Origin of the sequence: Streptomyces sp. NBC_00299, from assembly GCF_036173045.1 — a bacterium.
Taxonomy (GTDB): Bacteria; Actinomycetota; Actinomycetes; order Streptomycetales; family Streptomycetaceae; genus Streptomyces; species Streptomyces machairae.
In genome coordinates, this window is sequence record NZ_CP108039.1 from 6124015 (window position 1) to 6142350 (window position 18336).

General features: G+C 72.1%; 20 protein-coding genes. 7 read left to right on the top strand and 13 right to left on the bottom strand.

What is annotated here, in order from left to right; all coding sequences use genetic code 11:
- Positions 1-31: 31 nt before the first annotated feature.
- The 8 genes from OHT51_RS27250 to OHT51_RS27285 are packed head-to-tail and all read right to left on the bottom strand — an operon-like array spanning position 32 to position 9492.
- Positions 32-1183 (bottom strand): GNAT family N-acetyltransferase, encoded by a 1152-nt coding sequence (locus tag OHT51_RS27250; RefSeq protein WP_328881548.1) that lies wholly within the window; start codon positions 1181-1183, stop codon positions 32-34.
- A complete protein-coding gene (locus OHT51_RS27255) occupies positions 1180-1857 on the bottom strand; it encodes a lipopolysaccharide biosynthesis protein (protein ID WP_328881549.1) in 678 nt (225 codons plus the stop codon). Before OHT51_RS27255 ends, OHT51_RS27250 begins: the two co-directional genes overlap by 4 nt.
- Entirely contained in the window at positions 1854-2996 is a 1143-nt protein-coding gene (locus OHT51_RS27260; protein WP_328881550.1) for a glycosyltransferase, read from the bottom strand. The genes OHT51_RS27255 and OHT51_RS27260 overlap by 4 nt, the downstream gene beginning before the upstream one ends.
- A complete protein-coding gene (locus tag OHT51_RS27265) occupies positions 2993-3784 on the bottom strand; it encodes a polysaccharide deacetylase family protein (protein ID WP_328881551.1) in 792 nt (263 codons plus the stop codon). Before OHT51_RS27265 ends, OHT51_RS27260 begins: the two co-directional genes overlap by 4 nt.
- The gene (locus OHT51_RS27270; protein WP_328881552.1) at positions 3774-5555 is read right to left on the bottom strand and encodes a lipid II flippase MurJ; all 1782 of its coding nucleotides are present in this window, start codon (positions 5553-5555) and stop codon (positions 3774-3776) included. Before OHT51_RS27270 ends, OHT51_RS27265 begins: the two co-directional genes overlap by 11 nt.
- On the bottom strand, positions 5552-6886 hold the full coding sequence (locus OHT51_RS27275) for an O-antigen ligase family protein (RefSeq protein ID WP_443052572.1): 1335 nt from the start codon (positions 6884-6886) through the stop codon (positions 5552-5554). The genes OHT51_RS27270 and OHT51_RS27275 overlap by 4 nt, the downstream gene beginning before the upstream one ends.
- Positions 6887-6892: 6 nt before the next feature.
- Complete coding sequence (locus OHT51_RS27280; RefSeq protein ID WP_328881553.1) at positions 6893-8356, bottom strand: exopolysaccharide biosynthesis polyprenyl glycosylphosphotransferase; 1464 nt, start codon at positions 8354-8356, stop codon at positions 6893-6895.
- Positions 8353-9492, bottom strand: coding sequence for a glycosyltransferase family 4 protein (locus OHT51_RS27285; protein ID WP_328881554.1), 1140 nt, complete (start codon positions 9490-9492; stop codon positions 8353-8355). The genes OHT51_RS27280 and OHT51_RS27285 overlap by 4 nt, the downstream gene beginning before the upstream one ends.
- Positions 9493-9812: 320 nt before the next feature.
- Between OHT51_RS27285 and OHT51_RS27290 the strand changes: the two genes are divergently transcribed.
- Positions 9813-10121, top strand: a complete 309-nt coding sequence (locus OHT51_RS27290) for a hypothetical protein (RefSeq protein WP_328881555.1) — start codon at positions 9813-9815, stop codon at positions 10119-10121.
- Positions 10122-10437: 316 nt separating this feature from the next.
- On the opposite strand, the gene OHT51_RS27295 is transcribed toward OHT51_RS27290, so the two are convergent.
- The 4 genes from OHT51_RS27295 to OHT51_RS27310 form a co-directional block, all read right to left on the bottom strand.
- On the bottom strand, positions 10438-10758 hold the full coding sequence (locus OHT51_RS27295; RefSeq protein ID WP_328881556.1) for a hypothetical protein: 321 nt from the start codon (positions 10756-10758) through the stop codon (positions 10438-10440).
- A gap of 62 nt (positions 10759-10820) precedes the next feature.
- Positions 10821-11141 carry a hypothetical protein gene (locus OHT51_RS27300; RefSeq protein WP_328881557.1) on the bottom strand — a complete coding sequence of 107 codons (321 nt, stop codon included), beginning with the start codon at positions 11139-11141 and terminating at the stop codon, positions 10821-10823.
- 61 nt (positions 11142-11202) lie between these two features.
- Positions 11203-11541: a hypothetical protein gene (locus tag OHT51_RS27305; RefSeq protein WP_328881558.1), complete on the bottom strand. Its 339-nt coding sequence runs from the start codon at positions 11539-11541 to the stop codon at positions 11203-11205.
- Between the two features lie 434 nt (positions 11542-11975).
- A complete protein-coding gene (locus OHT51_RS27310; RefSeq protein WP_328881559.1) occupies positions 11976-12245 on the bottom strand; it encodes a hypothetical protein in 270 nt (89 codons plus the stop codon).
- 413 nt (positions 12246-12658) lie between these two features.
- On the opposite strand from OHT51_RS27310, the gene OHT51_RS27315 reads away from it, so the two are divergent.
- The 5 genes from OHT51_RS27315 to OHT51_RS27335 all read left to right on the top strand — a co-directional run bounded on the left by OHT51_RS27315 (position 12659) and on the right by OHT51_RS27335 (position 16206).
- Complete coding sequence (locus tag OHT51_RS27315; protein ID WP_328881560.1) at positions 12659-13381, top strand: glycoside hydrolase family 16 protein; 723 nt, start codon at positions 12659-12661, stop codon at positions 13379-13381.
- 146 nt (positions 13382-13527) lie between these two features.
- Positions 13528-14112, top strand: coding sequence for a vitamin K epoxide reductase family protein (locus OHT51_RS27320; protein WP_328884453.1), 585 nt, complete (start codon positions 13528-13530; stop codon positions 14110-14112).
- Between the two features lie 90 nt (positions 14113-14202).
- Entirely contained in the window at positions 14203-14700 is a 498-nt protein-coding gene (locus tag OHT51_RS27325; RefSeq protein ID WP_328881561.1) for a tyrosinase family oxidase copper chaperone, read from the top strand.
- Positions 14684-15544, top strand: a complete 861-nt coding sequence (locus tag OHT51_RS27330; RefSeq protein WP_328881562.1) for a tyrosinase family protein — start codon at positions 14684-14686, stop codon at positions 15542-15544. Before OHT51_RS27325 ends, OHT51_RS27330 begins: the two co-directional genes overlap by 17 nt.
- 59 nt (positions 15545-15603) lie before the next feature.
- Positions 15604-16206 (top strand): DUF2087 domain-containing protein, encoded by a 603-nt coding sequence (locus OHT51_RS27335; RefSeq protein WP_328881563.1) that lies wholly within the window; start codon positions 15604-15606, stop codon positions 16204-16206.
- Positions 16207-16215: 9 nt separating this feature from the next.
- Here OHT51_RS27335 and OHT51_RS27340 read toward each other — a convergent pair whose 3' ends face one another.
- The gene (locus OHT51_RS27340; RefSeq protein ID WP_328881564.1) at positions 16216-17175 is read right to left on the bottom strand and encodes a D-2-hydroxyacid dehydrogenase family protein; all 960 of its coding nucleotides are present in this window, start codon (positions 17173-17175) and stop codon (positions 16216-16218) included.
- Between the two features lie 168 nt (positions 17176-17343).
- On the opposite strand from OHT51_RS27340, the gene OHT51_RS27345 reads away from it, so the two are divergent.
- Complete coding sequence (locus OHT51_RS27345; protein WP_328881565.1) at positions 17344-18300, top strand: NAD-dependent epimerase/dehydratase family protein; 957 nt, start codon at positions 17344-17346, stop codon at positions 18298-18300.
- Positions 18301-18336: the final 36 nt, after the last annotated feature.

The window sequence follows — 18336 nt, forward strand, 5'->3', positions numbered from 1 at the left end:
GTCCGCTCCACCGCACCCCGTTGAAGCAGACTCACGTGGCCGCGGCGCCACCCCCCTGCGCCCCCTCCGCCGCCGGGGTGTCGCGCCGCAGGAACCGCTTGGCACGGCGCCGCGTCGCCGCCTCGGCCACGGCCGCCGCCAGCAGCGGGGCGGTGCGGCGCCGGGCCAGCAGGAACCGCTGGTTGAGGACCGTCTCGGGACACCAGCGGTACTTGTACGACTCCTCCCCGCGCAGCAGGCTCAGGGTCCGCGCGGAGTCGGGCGCGACCTGCCCGCCCGACTCCAGATCCTGGGTGGACGCGTGCAGCAGCATCGTCGCCACGTCCACCCTGCGCTCCCGCAGCACCGGGTCGAAGCCGTACATGTACATGCCCGTCAGACGGCCCGAGAGCAGCGTCAGATTGACCGCCACGACGGTGCCTTCGAGCAGGAACTCCGTCGCCACGGCCGCACCGGTCCGGGCCATCGGGACCGCAGCCCGGACCAGGTGCTCCAGGAACCTCGGCCGCAGGTGCTCCGAGGTCACCTGTCTGCCCTGCCACTGCTTGCGGTGCAGTTCGAGGAGCCGGCGCAGCGCGGCCTCGGTCTCGTCGTGACGCGCGACGCGCCATTCGATGCCGAGCCGGGTGAACTGGTTCACCTTGCTGCGGATCCGCCGCGCCCGCCCCGTCGGCAGCCGCCCGATCAGCTCGGTCATGGGGACGGCGGGCAGGTCCAGGCACACCGAGTCGTTCATCCGGCGCCGCGGGCCGCGCCAGCACAGGTAGACCCGCTCCATCGCACCGCCCGGCCGCACCTCACCGAAGTCGACCAGGGCGGTGCGCGCCAGGCCGGCCAGGGCGTCGGCCAGTGCCCCGGCGCCCGCCGCGGCCTCCTCCTCGTCGATGAGCACATCGCAGAAGTCGGTGATGGTGCCGCCGATCGGCACCAGCGCCGGCAGCGGGTGGTGCACCCGCATCAGCGGGGCCGCCGCCACCAGTTCACCGTGCCGGCGCACCAGAACGACCCGCAGCCGGCCGGGCCTGCCGTACGACAGCCACCACGAGTGCAGCCACGCGTGGCTCTGGAACGCCGTCGCGGACGGGCACGCCCCGCGCAGTCGCTCCCAGTCCTCGGTCAGCTCTCCGAAGGCGCGCTCGTCGGTGCAGACCTCCACCGACAGCGCGCGCCCCTGCCCGGTCACCCAAGGGTCCCGCGCGCGTCGGCGGCCCCGGCCGGCCCGGGTACGGAGGCGCGGCTGCGGTCGTCGTCGTCCCCGTCCGGCGTCCGCCGCGGCCGGGCCAGCAGCACGAGGCCGCCCAGCAGGCCGCCGGCGCTCGCGCCCACGAGCGAGGTCAGCGCCGGCGAGGCGGAGGACGGATCGGTGGGCTTCAGCGCACGGGAGAGGCGCTCGAGGCGGATGCCGGTGCGGGCCTTGGTGTGGTCCGCCTCGGTGATCAGCGCGCGGGACACCGCGTTGGCGATGTCGACGGCCTGGCCGGGCTTCGACGAGGTCGCCGAGATCGCCACCATCGGCGCGTCCGGCGAGGTCGCCACCTCCACGTTCTCGCGCAGCGTCGAGACGGGCACACCCGCCCACATCTGCGCGTCCGAGAGCACCGCGAGCTGGGTGGCCACGCGGCCGTACGCCTGTGCGAAGCCGAGCGCGTCGGTGCAGTCGGCCTCGGTGGTGCCGTTCGGCACGGCGACGACGGAGCTCGTGGCCGTGTACTGCGGCGGCCTGAGCTGGCCGTACGCGCCACCTGCCGCGGCGCCGACCAGTGCGGCGGCCGGCAGCCACCACCACGAGGACAGCCGCGTCACGCGTGCGCGCGTACGGTCGAACGGCCGGGCAGCCTCTTCGGGGTTGTCAGTCATGAGGAACTCGCTTCCAGGTTCGAGCCGGACAGAGCGTCCGTGTACAGATCCATCAGTTGGCGTGCGGTGCGCTCGATGTCATAGCGGTGGACGACGTCCGGGACGGTCCGCTCGGCCGGTCCCGCCGCCCGCAGCCGCAGCAGTTCCCGTACGTACGCCTCGGCGCCGCCCCGGACGCGCCGGGCACCGGGTGCCGCGTCCGGCGGCAGGTCCTCGACGGCGGGACAGCTCGCGTACAGCACGGGCAGACCGGCAGCCAGGGCCTCCACCACGGCCAGGCCGAACGACTCCTGCGGCGACGGCGAGGCGAGCACGTCCATGGCGGACAGCAGGGCGACCAGTCCGGGCGCTTCGTCGCCGGGTCCGGGCAGATACGGCCGCTCGCCCGCCAGCACCACCCGGTCCACGACGCCCAGCGCCCGCGCGGTACGCAGCAGCGCCGCCTGCTCCGGGCCACCGCCGACCAGCAACAGCCGTACATCTTGCGGTAGTTGGGGCAGCGCCTGCATCAGCAGGTCGAAGCGCTTGCCCGGCGTCAGGCGCCCCACCCCGCCGACGACGTACGCGTCAGGGGGCAGCCCGTGGAACGCCCGGGCCTCCTTGCGGAGCATCTCGTCGTAGCGGAACCGGGGCGCGTCGATGCCGTTCGGGATGACCCGGATGCGCGGCCCGGGCACGCCCCAGTGCCGCAGCCGTTCCGCCACCGTCGGCGAGACGGCCACGGTGGTGTGGCCGAGGCGCTCGCCGGCCAGGTACAGCGCGCGGACGCCGGCGGTCAGCGGGCGGCCCTCCAGACGGGTGTCGCCGATCGAGTGCTCGGTGGCCACGACGGTCCCGACGCCCGCGAGCCGCGCTGCGATCCGGCCGTAGAGACACGCCCGGTACAGGTGGGTGTGCACCAGGTCGTAGCGCCCCGCGCGGATCAGCCGGGCGAGCCGGGGCAGCGCGCCGAGGTCGCGGTTGCCTTCCATCCCGAGGTGGGTGACGCGGACCCCGTCGGCGGCCAGACCCGCGGCGACCGGGCCGGGGTTGGTCAGTGCCACCACGTCGCACTGCGCGGGGAGATGCCGCAGCAGCAGACGCAGCTGCTGTTCCGCTCCGCCCACGCCGAGGCCGGTGATGACGTGCAGGGCCCTCACACGGCCTCCAGGGCACGGCCGTGGATCCGGGCCAGGCGTCGCTTCAGCTCCAGCCGCACCGAGGTGTCCGCCTGCCCCATGTGGATGCGGGGCAGCGCGAAGTCGCCGGAGCCGGCCGGGCCGGGGGTGATGGCACAGGCGTAGCGGTAGCCGGCCCGGCGCACCGCGTCGGTGGCGCGCCGGTCGAGGTGGCCGTACGGGTAGCAGAAGCCTTCGATGTCGCCGCCGGTGATGGCGGCGAGCCGGTGCCGGCTGTCGTTGACCTCGGTGTGCAGTACCTGGTCGGACGCCATGGTCAGATCGACGTGGGTCAGCCCGTGCGAGGCGATCTCCATGCCCGCGGCAGCGGCGCGCTGGATGTCGTCCACGTCGAGCAGCGGCTTGCGCGGGCCGGTCCGCTCCCAGCTGTTCTCGCCGCCGAGCAGCCCGGGCAGCACGAACACAGTGGCGGTGAAGCCCCTGCGGCGCAGCAACGGCACGGCCGTGGTGACGAAGTCGGTGTAGCCGTCGTCGAAGGTGAGCCCCACCAGGCCGCGCTCCGTACCCCGGGCGCGCGCCGCGAGCAGCTCGCGCACGCTCACCCCGCGCAGGCCGCGGGCGGCCAGCCAGGCGAGCTGTCTGTCCAGCCGCTCCGGTGTGACGGTGATGTTGTACGGGTCGTCCGGGCAGTCCGAGACCGAGTGGTACATGGCCACCCAGGCGGCGGCACGCCGTCTCGGGCGTCCCCCCACGGCTGTTTCGGTGTCGGGTGCGTCCGGGCGGGGCGCGGCGGAGATGTCAGCGACCATGGCGAGGCTTTCGTGTGACGGAGCTACGGACGAAGTGCGTGACGGGAAGCAGGAGGGACCGGACGCCGGCCGCGTCGAGCAGCCGGGCCAGCAGCAGGAACACGCCGGTCACGCACATGCAGCAGACGGCGACGGCCGCCGCGGGCGAGTCGAACAGCTCCGCGCAGAACAGCCCGGCTCCGCCTGCGCACACGGCCGCGTACACCAGCCGGGCCAGTTCCGTGCCGACCCGTCGGATGTGCACGGGCACGGCGCGGGGCCCCAGCCCGTGCAGCAGGAGCAGCGCGGTGAGGGTGATGCCGGCGGCGTTGGCCGCGGCGATGCCGCGCGCACCCCACGGGTCCACGGCCCAGGCGCTGAGGACGACGGTGGCGAGCGCGCCCGCGCCCATCGCGCCCAGCGGGAACCAGGTGATCCGGCCGGTCGAGAAGTACGACCGCACCAGCGCCCCCACCAGCGTGTGCCCGAGCAGTCCGACCGCGTATACCCGCATGACGGCGGCGGTCGCGTCGGTGTCCTCTCCGGTGAACGCACCGCGCTGGAACAGCAGTTGGACGATCTGCGGCGCGCAGGCCACGACCACGGCGGCGCCGGGCAGCACGATGGAGGCCATCAGCGCCAGGTCCCGCTCGACCCGGTCGCCGGCCCGCCGCGTGTCGCCCTCGGCGATGGCCCGCGCCACCACCGGGAAGGTGACGACGCACACCATCATCGACAGCGACATCGGCAACTGGGCGATCTTCTGGGCGTAGTTGAGGTGCGAGATGGCCCCGGCGGGCAGCCCGGAGGCGAAGTACCGCTCGATGAGCACCTGCGACTGCCGGCACAGCGCGAAGAGCAGGACGGCACAGACGAGGGCCGGCACGATCGACCGGCCACGGTCCCCGTCGTACTCGGACCCGGAGGCCGTCGCGCACCGCTCGTCGCGCCCGGCGATCCGCCGCCACAAAGGCGGTACCTGTACGACGGCCATGAGGCACCCGCCGATCGCGACACCGAGCGCGGCGGACCGTACGCCCCAGCTCTCGCCGATGACGAGCATCGTGATGATGATCGCGACGTTGTACGCGATGTAGATGGCGCCCGGCGCGAGGTAGTTGCGGTGGGCCCGCAGCGCCGCGCTGCAGTACCCGGCGAGCCCGAAGCTCAGGACACAGGTCGCGGTCAGCCGGGTGCAGGACACGGCCAGGGACGGGTCGGACAGGCCCGGCGCGAGGACGGAGACCAGCAGCGGCGCCCCGGCCGCGAACACGGCGGCCGTACCGGCGAGGGCGAGGCACAGCCGCGGCAACGAGGCGGAGATCAGGGCCTGCACGGGGTCGGGCCCGCCGGTTCCGCGCGCCCGCTGCGCCAACGCCATGCTGAACGCGGGCACCAGCACGAACGCCATGCCGTCCTCGATCAGCAGCGTCGACGCCATCTCCGGCACCGTCCAGGCCACCAGAAACGCATCGGTCTCCGCCCCGGCCCCGAACAGATGCGCGAGCGCCTGATCCCGCCCGAGTCCCAGAAGCGCCGCGGCCATCGCCAACCCGGCCGACAGCAAGGTCGCCCTGGCGAGGAACCGCCCCGAGGGAGCACTGCCCCGGCGGGCCGCCGGGATGTCACGCCGGCCCGCGGGGACGGCCGGCGCATCGTGGGGGAGGTCCTCCACCGGTCGCGGGTCGCTGATGCCGGTCGGGTCGGCGACGTGGCCGTCCGGTGGAGGCGCACCCTCGGCGTCGGGCGCGCCGTCGGGGGCGCCCCCCGTCGTCGCCGGGTGGGCCGTCATCGCGGGCTCGCTTTTGCTGTAGGCGCCCCGTCCCGGGCGGCCAGCGCCCACCATGCCGCGAGGCCCAGGCAGATGCCCGTCAGGATGGTGGCGGGGCCGCCGATGTCGGAGTACAGGAAGTTGACGAGCTGCCAGAGCAGGAGGCCGCAGGCGGGGAGAGCGCAGTCACGGGCGCGAACGGTGCGGCGCAGCCGGCGCAGTGCGAACAGCAGCAGGGCCAGCCAGCTGCCCGCGACCGTGACCAGGCCCAGCAGGCCCTGTTCGCTGAGGATCAGCAGGTACATGTTGTGCGGGGAGAGCAGCGGCTGGCGCCGGTAGGCCTGGCCCGCCCCTCCCGTCTCGCTGCCGGACGACAGCGCGAGCGAGGCGTGGCCGTCCCGGTGTGCGGGAAAGCCCTTCAGCCCCACGCCCGTCACCGGGTGCCCGCTCCACATGTCGCCCGCCGCAGCCCACATGGTGTAGCGGTCGACGACCGACTGGTCCGGCGCGTCGGCGACCTGGGTGATGCTGGTCAGCCGCTCCTCCAGCGCCGTGGCGCCCAGACCGAGCCCGCCCACCAGCACCACGCAGACCGCGGCCATCGCCGCGAACACCTGCGCCGCCCGCCGCACCCCGGCCAGCAACAGCAGCGCACCGCCGGTGAGCGCGGTCGCGATCCAGGCCCCCCGGCTGAAGGACAGCGCGAGCGGCAGGAGCAGCACGAGCGCGCACGCGGTTGCCACGACCTGCTGTCGCCGTGCCCTCGTCCCGAGGGCGAGCCCGATCGCGGCCACCATCCCGAGCGACACGACGGTCGCCATCCCCATCACGTCGGACGGCCCGAACGTGCCCACCGCCCGGATGTCGGCTCCCTGATACGACGCCCCGGTTCCGGTGAGGTACTGGCGCACCCCGATCCCGCCCTGCCACAGCGCGAGGCCGACCAGCGACCACAACAGCAGCCGGGCGCCCTGCCGGTCGCGCACCAGCAGCAGCACGGCGATCGGCACCAGCACGAAGATCTGCAGATAGCGCGCCAGTCCGGCGACCGCGTCGACGGTGGTCACCGCCCCTGCCGCGGCGACCGCGATGCCCACCACGGGCAGCCCGAACACCACCGCGGCCGTCCGTGTCAGCGGCGCCCGCGCCTGCCGTACGGCGTGGACGACGGCACACAGCACGGCCAGTGCGGAGGCGGCGTCGGCGGGCGTCGCGGCCCTGCCCGGCGTGACGGGAAGCCCCAGCAGGACGACGACCGCCACGACCGGCAGGACGGGCAGGACGGACCGGACCCGGCGCACCGCCGGCCACGGCAGCGCGAATGCGGGCGAAGGTGCCGCGGAAGTGGTCACCGGTGCTCAGCTCCCCGTCGGCCGGACGAACTGTGCCGCCGTGCGCAGCAGGATGCAGACGTCCTGCCACAGCGACCAGTTGTCGATGTAGGCGTTGTCGTAGCGGCACCGGTCCTCGATCGAGGTGTCCCCGCGCAGTCCGTGGATCTGCGCGAGCCCGGTGATGCCGGTCCGCATCCGGTGGCGGGCCGGATAGCCCGGATGGGCCTGGCTGAACTTGGCGACGAAGAAAGGCCGTTCAGGTCTGGGCCCGACCAGGCTCATGTCCCCGCGGAAGACGTTCCACAGCTGGAGCAGCTCGTCCAGCGAGGTGCGGCGCAGGAAGTGACAGAACGCGCTCATGTCCTGCTCGTTCGCCACGCTCCAGCGCGTGGCCGCCTCGTGGTCGCTCGCCGGCCGGTGCGTGCGCAGCTTCAGCATCGTGAACGGCCGCCCGTCCTTGCCGATCCGCTCCTGCCGGAACACCACGCCGGGCCCGTCCATCGCCCGCAGCACGACCGCGCACACCAGCAGAACCGGGCCGGCCAGCACGAGCAGCGCCCCCGACAGCACGACGTCGAGCACCCGCTTGCCCACGCTCCCGCGCCGCAGCCCGCGCTCCGCACCCAGCAACCTGCGCGAGAAGCCGGCCAACTGCCCCGCCCCCTGGCGGTGCCCGCCGAGTCCGTACGCCGCCGGGTCCGCGTCGAGCTCCCACAGCACGCATCCGTACGCGGCCAGCGCCCGCAGAACTGCGGCCTTCTCCTCCCGGGTGCCGGCGCCCACCACGAGCACCTCCTCCACCCCGTTCTGGATCGCCGCCCGGCGTGCCTCCAGCGCCGTGGTGAGCACCGGCAGTCCGGGCTCGCCGTCGGTCTCGCCGAGGAACTCCGGGTCGTCGGCGACGAGACCCACCGGCCGTACTCCGCAGTCCGGTTGGCGCAGCAGCGCGGCCGAGACCCGCCGGGCCGTCGCGACCGGGCCGACCACCAGGGCGGGGCAGGGCCGGCGTCGCAGTGCCCGGTGCCGGAGCGCGTGCACCGCCGCCCGGCCCGCGCATGCTGCCGCGCAGTGCACCACGACAGCGGTGACCAGCACGGCCGGTGCGAGCGACCGCAGCGGAGAGAGCGCGACGACGGCCGCCCAGCCGACGGCGATCCGGCCACAGACGGCGGGCAGTTCGTCGAGCGCGCCGGGGACGACGAGGGTGTCGTACAGCGCGGCCCGCCGGTTCAGCACGAGCACACCGAGCGCGAGCAGGGCGATGACCAGCGGGTGCCTGTGGGACGCGGGCAGGACCCAGGCCCCCAGCAGGACGCCGCCGCCGTCGACGAACCACAGAGGCACCCGGGAGGTCCGGTGCGCACGACGGGCTTCCCGTCCGGCGGGCCCCCGGCGTCCGGCGGTGAAGCCGCGCGGGGCAAGGACGGTGACGGCGCCCTCGGGCGCCCGCTGCTGCCCCGGTGAGGCAACGGTGCTGTCCGCGGTCATGTGGTGATGCACTTCCTGCCCTCGTTGGGTCCGACGACCTGCGCGGTGACGAGGTCGAGCAGCTCGCGGTAGACGTCGCTCACGGCGTCCGTGGCGTGCCGCAGATCGTGGCCGGCGCGCACATGCGCGCGGCCCTGGGCGCCCAGCGCCGCGCGCAGCGGCTCGTCGAGCAGCAGCGCGGTGAGCGCCCGCGCCAGTGCGGCCGGGTCGTCCGGCGGCACCAGACAGGACGGCAGATGGCCGGGCGGAAGGCTCTCGCCCGCTCCGTCCACGTCCGTGACGACGACCGGCCGGGCACACGCCATGGCCTCCAGCGGGGCGAGCGCCATGCCCTCCCAGCGCGACGGCAGGACCACGACGTCGGCGGCCCGGTACCACAGCGCGGTGTCGGTCGTGGTGCCGGCGAACTCCACCGACGCGGGCGCACCGGCACGCAGCCGGTCGGCGTCCGGGCCGTCGCCGACCAGCACCAGTCGCGCCCCGGGCACCTGCCGCGCCACCTCGGGCCAGGCCGCCAGGAGCACGTCCTGCCCCTTCTGACGGCACAGCCGGCCCACGCAGACGACCAGTGGGCCGGCCCCGGACCGTGCGCTGTCTCCCTCCGGCCGGAACCTGTGGGTGTCGACCCCGTTGGGGACCACCCGCCACGGGGCGGTGATGCCCGCCCGCACCCCGGTGAGCCGCTCGGCCTCGCTCACGCACAGCACGCGTGCCGCCCAACGGGCCCCGAAACGCTCCCAGTCGAGCGCCACACGCGCGACGAATCCCTCCGCGGCCTCGAACGACCAGGCGTGCGGCTGGAACACGGTCGGCACGGCACCGCGCACCGCGAGCCGGGCCGCGAGCCCTGCCTTCGCGCTGTGCGCGTGCACCAGGTCGGGCCGCACATCGCTGCACAGCCGGGCCAACTGCCGTACCTCGGCCGGAAGTCGGTACCCCGGCGAGCGGGTCGCTTCCCAACGGCGCACGGTGCAGCCCAGCGTGCGCAGGGCGTCGGTCAGGGTGCCGCCCTGCGGACAGGCCACGGTCACCCGCAGCCCCGCGGCCAGTTGAGCCGCCACCAGGTCCGTCACGACCCGCGCGACACCACCCTCGACGGGCTGGGCCACATGCAGGATGTGCGGCGTAATGCGCATGACCGAGGCTGCCCTTCCGAGGAAAAGAGTCCGAACCAGCGACACGACGTGTGGCTTACTGGACCAAAGAGACGAGCAACACCAGCCACTTATCCATACTTATCCGAGAAGCAGTCAAGTGTGTTGGAATGATGACGTTTTCGGAGTTGTTTCTCGCAGGGGATCACCCATTCGGACCCGCTGCGGTTGCGCGGCAGCCGCCGATCGGTCTTCTCGTATGAGTTCCCGGAAGTTGGCGGCGGCAGAGTTTCCAGAGCGGCGTAGCCATCGTTAGCCCAGGAGAACGCGAGTTACCGAAGATGATTTTCCTGGAAAGGAACATGATGAAGAACCTGAAGGCTGCTGCCGTCGTCGTCGGCTCCCTCGCCATCGCCGGTGCCACCGTGCCCGCCGCCTCCGCGGTGAACATGCCGGCGTCGGGCCTCGTGGACAACGGGAAGACGGTCGCCCGCAGCCTCCCCTCGGCCGCCAAGGTGCCGACGGGCTACGTGGGGAACAACGTGAAGCGCACGACGGACAACGTGAAGAAGGGCATGAAGTCGCAGGGCGTCGTGAAGACCCCCGTCATCGGCGGTGCCCTGCCGAACCCCGTCGACGGCCAGCTGCTCGGTGGACTTCCGCTCCGGTAGACATCAGGTAGACCATTCGTTCCTTTACGCCGAAGGGGCCGGCTCCGGACTCGGAGCCGGCCCCTTCGGCTTGGGCCAAATGGAGGATTCAGGGTGACCGGAGGCGGAGCAACTCAGTTGGACCAAATGAATGGGCGCTCTTTCCTCCTCCTTGCTGGCGCTCCTTGACCTTGGGCCCTGTCTGCACGCTGACGCAGACAGGGCCCAAGGGTTTGTGCCAGAGGCTTTGGATCAGAGGCTTTGGATCAGAAAGGCGCGCACACGCCGATGGCGGCCCCCCGGCATACCGGCGGGCCGCCATGGGGTGAAGCACAGATCAGAACAGGAGGCCGCCGACGTGCGCGGCGGTGCGCCCCTGCTCGACCTTGCCGGTGTTGCAGCCGACGTACTTCGAGTTCGGCGCGACCGTGCCTCCGAGGACGGCACCGTTGGACCACGGGGCGATGCAGCGACCGTCGATCAGAGTGCCGTTGACGATGGCAAGACCCTGCTGCGGTTCGTTGACGACGACCGGGGACGACGAGAAGCCGCTGCCGCCCTTGACGGTGGTGGTGTTGGTGTCGGCCGCGGCGGTGCCACCGGACGCGAGGACGATGCCCGCGGCGATGGCGGAAATGGCTGTAACCTTGTTACGCATGAGCTGAGCCTTTCCGGGCTGCGTTGTGGGGTTTGCCTGCCTCGAACTGTTCGGAGCAGGGGTCAGAAGAGAAGGCCGCCCTTGTGAACGGTGCCGCGCCCCTGCTCGACTGTGCCGGTGTTGCAGCCGACGTACTTCGAGTTCGGCGCGACGGTGCCGGCGAGGACGGCGCCGTTGGACCACGGCACGGCGCAGCGAGCGTCGACGAGGGTGCCATTGACGATGAGAACGCCTTGCTGAGGCGCGTTCACCACGACCGGGGACGACGAGAAGCCGCTGCCGCCCTTGACGGTGGTGGTGTTGGTGTCGGCCGCGGCGGTGCCACCGGACGCGAGGACGATGCCTGCGGCGATGGCGGAAATGGCCGTAACCTTGTTACGCATGAGCTGAGCCTTTCCGGGCTGCGCTAGGGGTTTACCTGCCTCGAATTGCTCGGAGCAGGGGTCAGAAGAGAAGGCCGCCGCCGTGGACGGCGTTGCGGCCCTGCTCGACCTTGCCGGTGTTGCAGCCGACGTACTTCGAGTTCGGCGCGACGGTGCCGGCGAGGACGGCGCCGTTGGACCACGGCACCGCGCAGCGAAGGTCGACGAGGGTGCCATTGGCGATGAGAACGCCTTGCTGGGGTTCGTTCACGACGACCGGGGACGACGAGAAACCGCTACCGCCCTTGACGGTGGTGGTGTCGCCGCCGCTGCTCGGGTAGCCGCCGGCAGAGGCAATGCCGGCGCTGCCGACGACGGTGCTGAGGGCGAGGGCCGTGATGACCGCGAACTTCTTGGGCAACTTGGTTCCTTCCTGAATTCACGGTTGCGCACGCTTACGAAAAGGAAACCCGTATATGCATGCATAAGTCACGGTGGAAACATTCAAACGCGGCTAGATTCCATCGGATGGCGCAACGCCGAGTGTCCACCGGGAGTCGAGCCGTAATCCACGCGGTCTTCCATGAAATGCCTTGGATCGTTTGCTGAATGGCGCCGTTCAGAGCGGGCGCAGACATGCGTCCGGCCCACCGGCAAGGTGCGGGCCGGTGGGCCGGGACAGTGGTTCGCGGGTGCCAGGGGGCATGCGGGCCCGCCATGTGCGGAGGTGGCGCTGCGGTCCGGATCCAGCGTCCGGCCTACCTAAGGCCTCCGGCTGTCGAGAACCGGATCAGAGTCTCAGAAATCCGGGGCCGGCTTTCGCCGGTACGGCCGACTCGTACGGTTGCCGGGTCGTCACTTTTTGGGGAGCAGGGTGCCGAGACCGGACGCGGTCGGGGCCTGCAGCGGGCGGACCTGGACGGTGCCGCTGCCGGCCGGGTTCTTCACCGGAATCGTGGGCCGCTTTGCGGCATCCGGGTCCATACCGTCCAGGTATACGCCGGACATGCCCCCCGAGTTCTTCTTGTCGAACGCGCTGCCCTTGGCGATCCCGCCGTCGCGGGCCAGTCGCGCCACGGTGTCGGCCGCGGGCACCACCGCCGGCGTCACCTTGGTCGGGGACATGAGACCGAGCGGCCCGGCAGGGCTTCCCGATCCTCCGGCGGCCACCGCCGCAGCGGCCGAGCCACCCACAAGACCCGCACCGATGGCCAAAGCCGCAGTGGTGAAAACTGCCTTCTTCATCATTCACCTCGCTTGAAAGTACCTCTGATCCGACGGTTGGAGAACATAGCAGTCCAACAGCGCTGCAAAAGCGACGCGTTACTCCATACGCATGAAAGTCGGTGGAGTGGAGAATGGAATGCGCAACGGGATTCGGATCGGTTGGCATCTGGTCGGCGAATCAATTCATCGTATGGTGGTGCCGGGCAGGTTGGGCCGCTTGCGCGATCAAAAAGATGAATTTCGGAATTGACGGACGGAACCCTCGTCGAGCCGGTCCGGTTCGGGCCGTCCCGCGGCCTACCCTCGCCGCCATGACCACCGACAGCGACGTCTTCACGCCGGCCGCGGCCCTTGGCAGGTCGCTCATCTGGGCGGAGGAATTCACCGCACCGATCGCCTGGGGCGCCAGATGGACCGGCGACAGATCGAGCGCCTACCGCTACTGCGATCACAACCCCGACGACAACAAGCTCGACTGGCTCACCCCCAGCGCCGTGACCGTCTCAGGCGGCGTGGCCACGTTCACCGCCACCCCGGCCGGCCGCACCCTGGAGAACGGCCGGCAGGCCTGGCACACCGGCCTGCTCACCACCGAGTACTCCGCCGAGGAGTTCCGGGTCCGGGCCGGGGACTACATGGAGACCCGCGTCAGGCTGCCCTGCGGGACCGGAGCCTGGCCGGCGCTGTGGACCTGGAAGGACGGCGAGAACGAGGTCGACTGCTTCGAGTACCACTCGGACAACCCGCACCTGCTGGAGCTGTCCAACCACGTCAACCACGCCTCGACGTACCACACCGACGTCGACGCGATCGGCCCCGACAGGTGGGTGACCATCGGCACCGCCCTCGGCGCGACTTGCGTCGAGTGGTACGTCAACGGCGACCGCGTCTTCTCCGACGGCACCGGCGTCGGCCCCGGCTGGTCGGCGTATCCGGTCCTCAACCTGTCGCTGTGCGCCGGGCAGTACCACGCGGCCCCCTGCGACCCGGCCCCGATCACCTTCGACGTCGACTACCTCCGCGTCTACCGCTGACCACCTCCGGAAGCGGTCCGCGTCCCTCGTTCGGGCGGACGGCCCCCCGAGCTGTCGGCCGGTCGGGTGAGCGGACGCCGGAACGCTCCGCGGGCCGTCGATAAGGTCGCGCGGTGGCCCCTGACTCAAGCGCCTCTGCGCGGCCGATGCGCCGGACCGCCGGCGGCAGCCGGGCGTTCGCCCTGCTGCTGGTGCTCTGTGGGGCGGCCGGGCTGCTGGCCTCCTGGGTCATCACCCTCGACAGGTTCAAGCTGCTGGAGGACCCGGACTTCGTCCCCGGTTGCAGCCTGAACCCCGTCCTCTCCTGCGGCAGCGTGATGGAGAGCGACCAGGCCGAGGCCTTCGGGTTCCCCAACCCGATGCTGGGCCTGGCGGCCTACGCCGTCGTGATCTGCGTCGGCGTCAGCCTGCTGGCCGGGGCGGCGTTCCCGCGCTGGTACTGGCTGGCCTTCGGGGCCGGCTGTCTCTTCGGGGTCGGGATCGTGTCCTGGCTGCAGTTCGAGTCCCTGTACCGGATCAACGCCCTGTGCCTGTGGTGCTGCCTGGCCTGGCTCGCGACGATCCCGCTGTTCTGGTACGTGACGTCCTTCAGCGTGCGCAACGGCTTCCTGCCCGCGCCGGGCCCGGTGAAGACGTTCCTCGCCGAGTTCACCTGGGTGCTTCCGGTGCTGCACATCGGCATCGTCGGAATGCTGATCCTGACCCGCTGGTGGGACTTCTGGACGAGCTGACCATTGCACCGTATGGGCGCTACGGCGGTGACCGCGGGGCGACCTGCTCGGTTACTCGTACGAACAGCCGAACCGTACGAGGAGTGAGCGATGGCCGTCAGCGCAGACGGGGTCTCGGTGGGTGCGGTACAGGGGGCGGGCACCGCGGTGAGCAGGGGGCCGGAGCGGCGGACACGGCGGGAGTTGGGGCGGCTGCTGTTCGCCTCCGCCGCCGTGGCACTCGCCCCGGTCGTCACCGCCTCCCGGCCCTCCCGGTCGGCGGAGCGACCTCCGGACACCGACACCGCCTTCGACGAGACCTACCGCGGCCGCCGTATCAAGGGCGCCGCCATGTCCCTCGGCGGCCTCACCGCCCTGGACGTCGCCTGGCACGTCACCGTGGACGGCCGGCCGCTGCATTTGATGCGCCGTGCCGACGGCACCTGGCTGAGCATGGTCGACCACTACGGCTGGTACCGCACTCCGCTGGAGGCGACCCGCGCGGCCGTCGACGAACTCGGGTCCGGCGGGCGACTGCGTGACCTGGCTCCCGGGCCGTTCGGTGGTGGGCACCCGCACGGGGAGGCGCAGCATGGCGTACGTGCGTAAGAACGTGACCAAGCTGACGCGCACCGAGCGGCGGCGGTTCGTCGAGGCGCTGCTGGAGATCAAACGGCGCGGCGAGTACGACGAGTTCGTACGGCTGCACATCGCGCACTTCGTCGGGGACGGCCACCGGGGGCTGCGCGCCGCCCACATGGCGCCCTCCTTCCTGCCCTGGCACCGCAGGTTCGTGCTGGACCTGGAGAACGCGCTGCGGCGGGTCGACTCTTCGGTGACCGTGCCGTACTGGGACTGGACCCGGGACCGGAAGACCACCTCGCTGCCGTGGACCGACGAGCTGCTCGGCGGCAACGGGCGGCCCGGGGACCGGCAGGTGATGACCGGGCCGTTCGCCTACCGGACCGGCAACTGGACCATCCGGGCGAGCGTCACCGACGGCGACTTCCTCACCCGGGACCTGGGCCGCTCCCGCAACCCGATGGCCCTGCCCACCAGGGCCGACCTGAAGCAGGCCCTCGACGACCCGGTCTACGACGCCGCCCCGTGGGACTCGACGGTCACCAAGGGCTTCCGCAACAAGCTGGAGGGGTGGGGCACCGGCAGGGACTCCTGGCGCAACCACAACCGGGTGCACCGCTGGGTCGGGGGCGCCATGCTCGGTGGCGCGTCCGTCAACGACCCCGTCTTCTGGCTGCACCACGCCTTCGTGGACATGCAATGGCAGCGCTGGCAGCGGCGCCACCGCAAACACCGTTATCTGCCGGCGAAGCCGCCCGGCCGGGACAGCGTGCAGTACCGCCGGATCGTCGCCCGGGACGAACGGCTGCCGCCCTGGGACGTGACCCCGGACGAGCTGGAGGACGTGTCCAAGATCTACCGGTACGCCTGACACCCCGGCCCGCCGGAAAATCGCTCGGCCCCGCGGTCCATGGCCGTTAGCCTCCCGGCATGGCAACCGATCCGACGGAACAAACGGAACAACTGGTCCGGCTGTTCGCCGAAGAGACCCGGGTGCGCGCCTTCGCCGCCGTGGCGCTGGGGGCGCGGAGCGCCGAGCAGGTCGCCCTGGCGGCAGGGCTGTCCGCGAAGGAGACGGCCGTGTCGCTGCGGCGGCTGCGGGAGCAGGGCGTGGTGACGGCCGGGGACGACGGGGAACTGGCCGTGGCGTACGGCCTGTTCAAGGAGCAGGTGCGGGCGGCGGCGCGGCGGGAGGAAGGCAACGGGGCAGACCCGGGCCCCGCCTCCGGTGACGGGCCCACCGACATGGTCCTGCGGACCTTCGTCCGGGACGGGCGGCTGGTCCGGCTCCCGGCGCGGTGGACCCGCAAGAAGCTGGTGCTGCGGCACATCGCCGAGCAGACCTTCGAACCGGGCGTCGAGTACCCGGAGCGGACCGTCAACGAGAAGCTGCGCGCCTGGTGCGAGGACAGCGACGACATCGACCATGTGACGCTCCGGCGCTACCTGGTCGACCTGCATCATCTGCGCCGGAGCGAGGGCATCTACCGGCGCCCGGCCGAGGCCGAGCGGACGGCGGCCGACATCGCCTGACCGCGGCCGTCAGGGCAGCCGTCGTACCGGTGAACCCGCCAGGTACGCCTGGATGTCCTCGACCGCATGGCCGTAGTACGTGGCGTAGTTGGCCTGCGAGACATAGCCCAGGTGGGGTGTGGCGAGCAGGCGCGGCGCGGTGCGCATCGGGTGGCCGGCGGGGAGGGGCTCGGTGTCGAAGACATCGACGCCTGCGCCGGCGATGCGGCCCTCGTGCAGGGCGTCGAGCAGGGCGTCCTGGTCGACGATCGCCGCGCGTGAGGTGTTGATCAGATACGCCGTCGGCTTGAGCAGGGCGATCTCGGCGGGCCCGACGAGGCCGCGGGTGCGGTCGCTCAGCGCGAGGTGGACGGAGACGAAGTCACTGTCGGCGAGCAGGGCCTCCTTGGAGGGGGCCAGGTGGACGCCGACCTCGTCCGCGTACTCCTTGGTGAGGTTCTGGCTCCACGCGCTGACGTGCATCCCGAAGGCGAGGCCGACCTGGGCCACCCGGCTGCCGATCTTCCCCAGACCGAGCACGCCGAGCCGGCGGCCGTGCAGGTCGGCGCCGACGGTCTGCTGCCAGGGGCCGCCCGAGCGCAGGGCGTTGCTCTCCTGGACGAGGCCGCGGGCGAGGCCCAGCAGCAGGGCCCAGGTGAGCTCGACGGGCGGCGTGGAGGAGCTCGCCGTACCGCAGACGGTGACGCCGTGCGCCTCGGCGGCGGCGTAGTCGATGACCGTGTTGCGCATCCCGGAGGCGATCAGCAGCTTCAGCCGCGGGAGCCGGGCGAGCAGGGAGCCGGGGAAGGGGACGCGTTCGCGCAGGGTGACCACGACGTCGAAGTCGGCGAGGGCCTCGGCCAGGGCGTCCTCGCCGGGGAAGTGGGTCGTGAACTGCACGACCTCCACGTCGTCCGCGAGCGGCGACCAGTCGGCGACTTCGGTCGCGACGTTCTGGAAGTCGTCGAGCACAGCACAGCGCAGCCGCACGGTGGTTCCTCTCCATGGCCGGGGCACCGACTGGATCGACTCTACGACGGGTGGCGCGCGGGCGGATTGACCAGCAGCGGGTCCGTCACCGACCGTTGATCACGCGGGCGACCCGTCGTCCGTCGTTCGTCGTTCGTTCGTCCGTAGTCCGTCAAGGAGGGGCCCACCTTGTCACCACGCATCCTCGTCACCGGAGGCAGCGGCTTCATCGGCAGTCATGTCGTCACCGCCCTCCGGGAGGCGCAGCGCGACACGCCGGACCCGGTGCGGCTCCTGCTGCGCGATCCGGCGAGCCTGCCAACGGACGGCGGCGGCGCGGACGGTGGCCGCACGGCGGACGTCGTCCGGGCCGACCTGGCCGACGCGCCGTCGCTGCGTGGGGTCTGCGACGGCGTCGACGTCGTACTGCACTGTGCTTCCCACATAGGTGACGACATACCGCTCACCGAGGCCGTCAACGACCACGGCACCCGCGCCCTCGTCGAGGAGGCGACGCGCGCCGGTGTGTCCCGCGTCGTCTACGTCAGTACGGCCGCCGTGTACGGCCGGGGGCCCTTCACCGGTGCTCTCCCGGGCGAGTTGCCGCTCGCACCGGCCTCGCCGACCAGCCGTGCCCGTGCCGCCGCCGAACGGTATGTGCTGGACGCGGGCGGCGTCGTACTGCGCCCGCACCTCGTGCTCGGCGCCGGCGACCGATGGGTGGTGCCCGGCCTGGTCGGCCTGATGGGGCTGCTGTCGGCGGGGCTGAAGGGCGGCGCCGCCCGGCACTCGGTCGTCGACGTACGGGCGTTGGGACGCGCGGTGGTCGCCGCCGGTCTGTCGGACCGGGACCTGGCCGGCGTCCATCACGTCAACCACCCCGATCCGGTTGCCTGTTCGGAACTGCTGGACACGGTGGCCGACCGCCTCGCCCCGCACCTGCCGGGCGTACCCGTCGACATCGACGAGGCGCGGGCCCGCCTCGCCGGGCAGCCGCGCGCACTGCACCACCTCGACATGCTCGCCGTGGACCACTGGTTCGCGGACGACGGTTTCTGGGCGGCCGCAGGGGTGGAACCCGGGGCGGGTTTCGCGCAGGGCATGGCGGAACAGGCGTCGTGGTACCGGCGGTTCCTGGATCGCTGAGGGGTAGGGAAGGGGCAGGGACAGGGGCAGGGACTT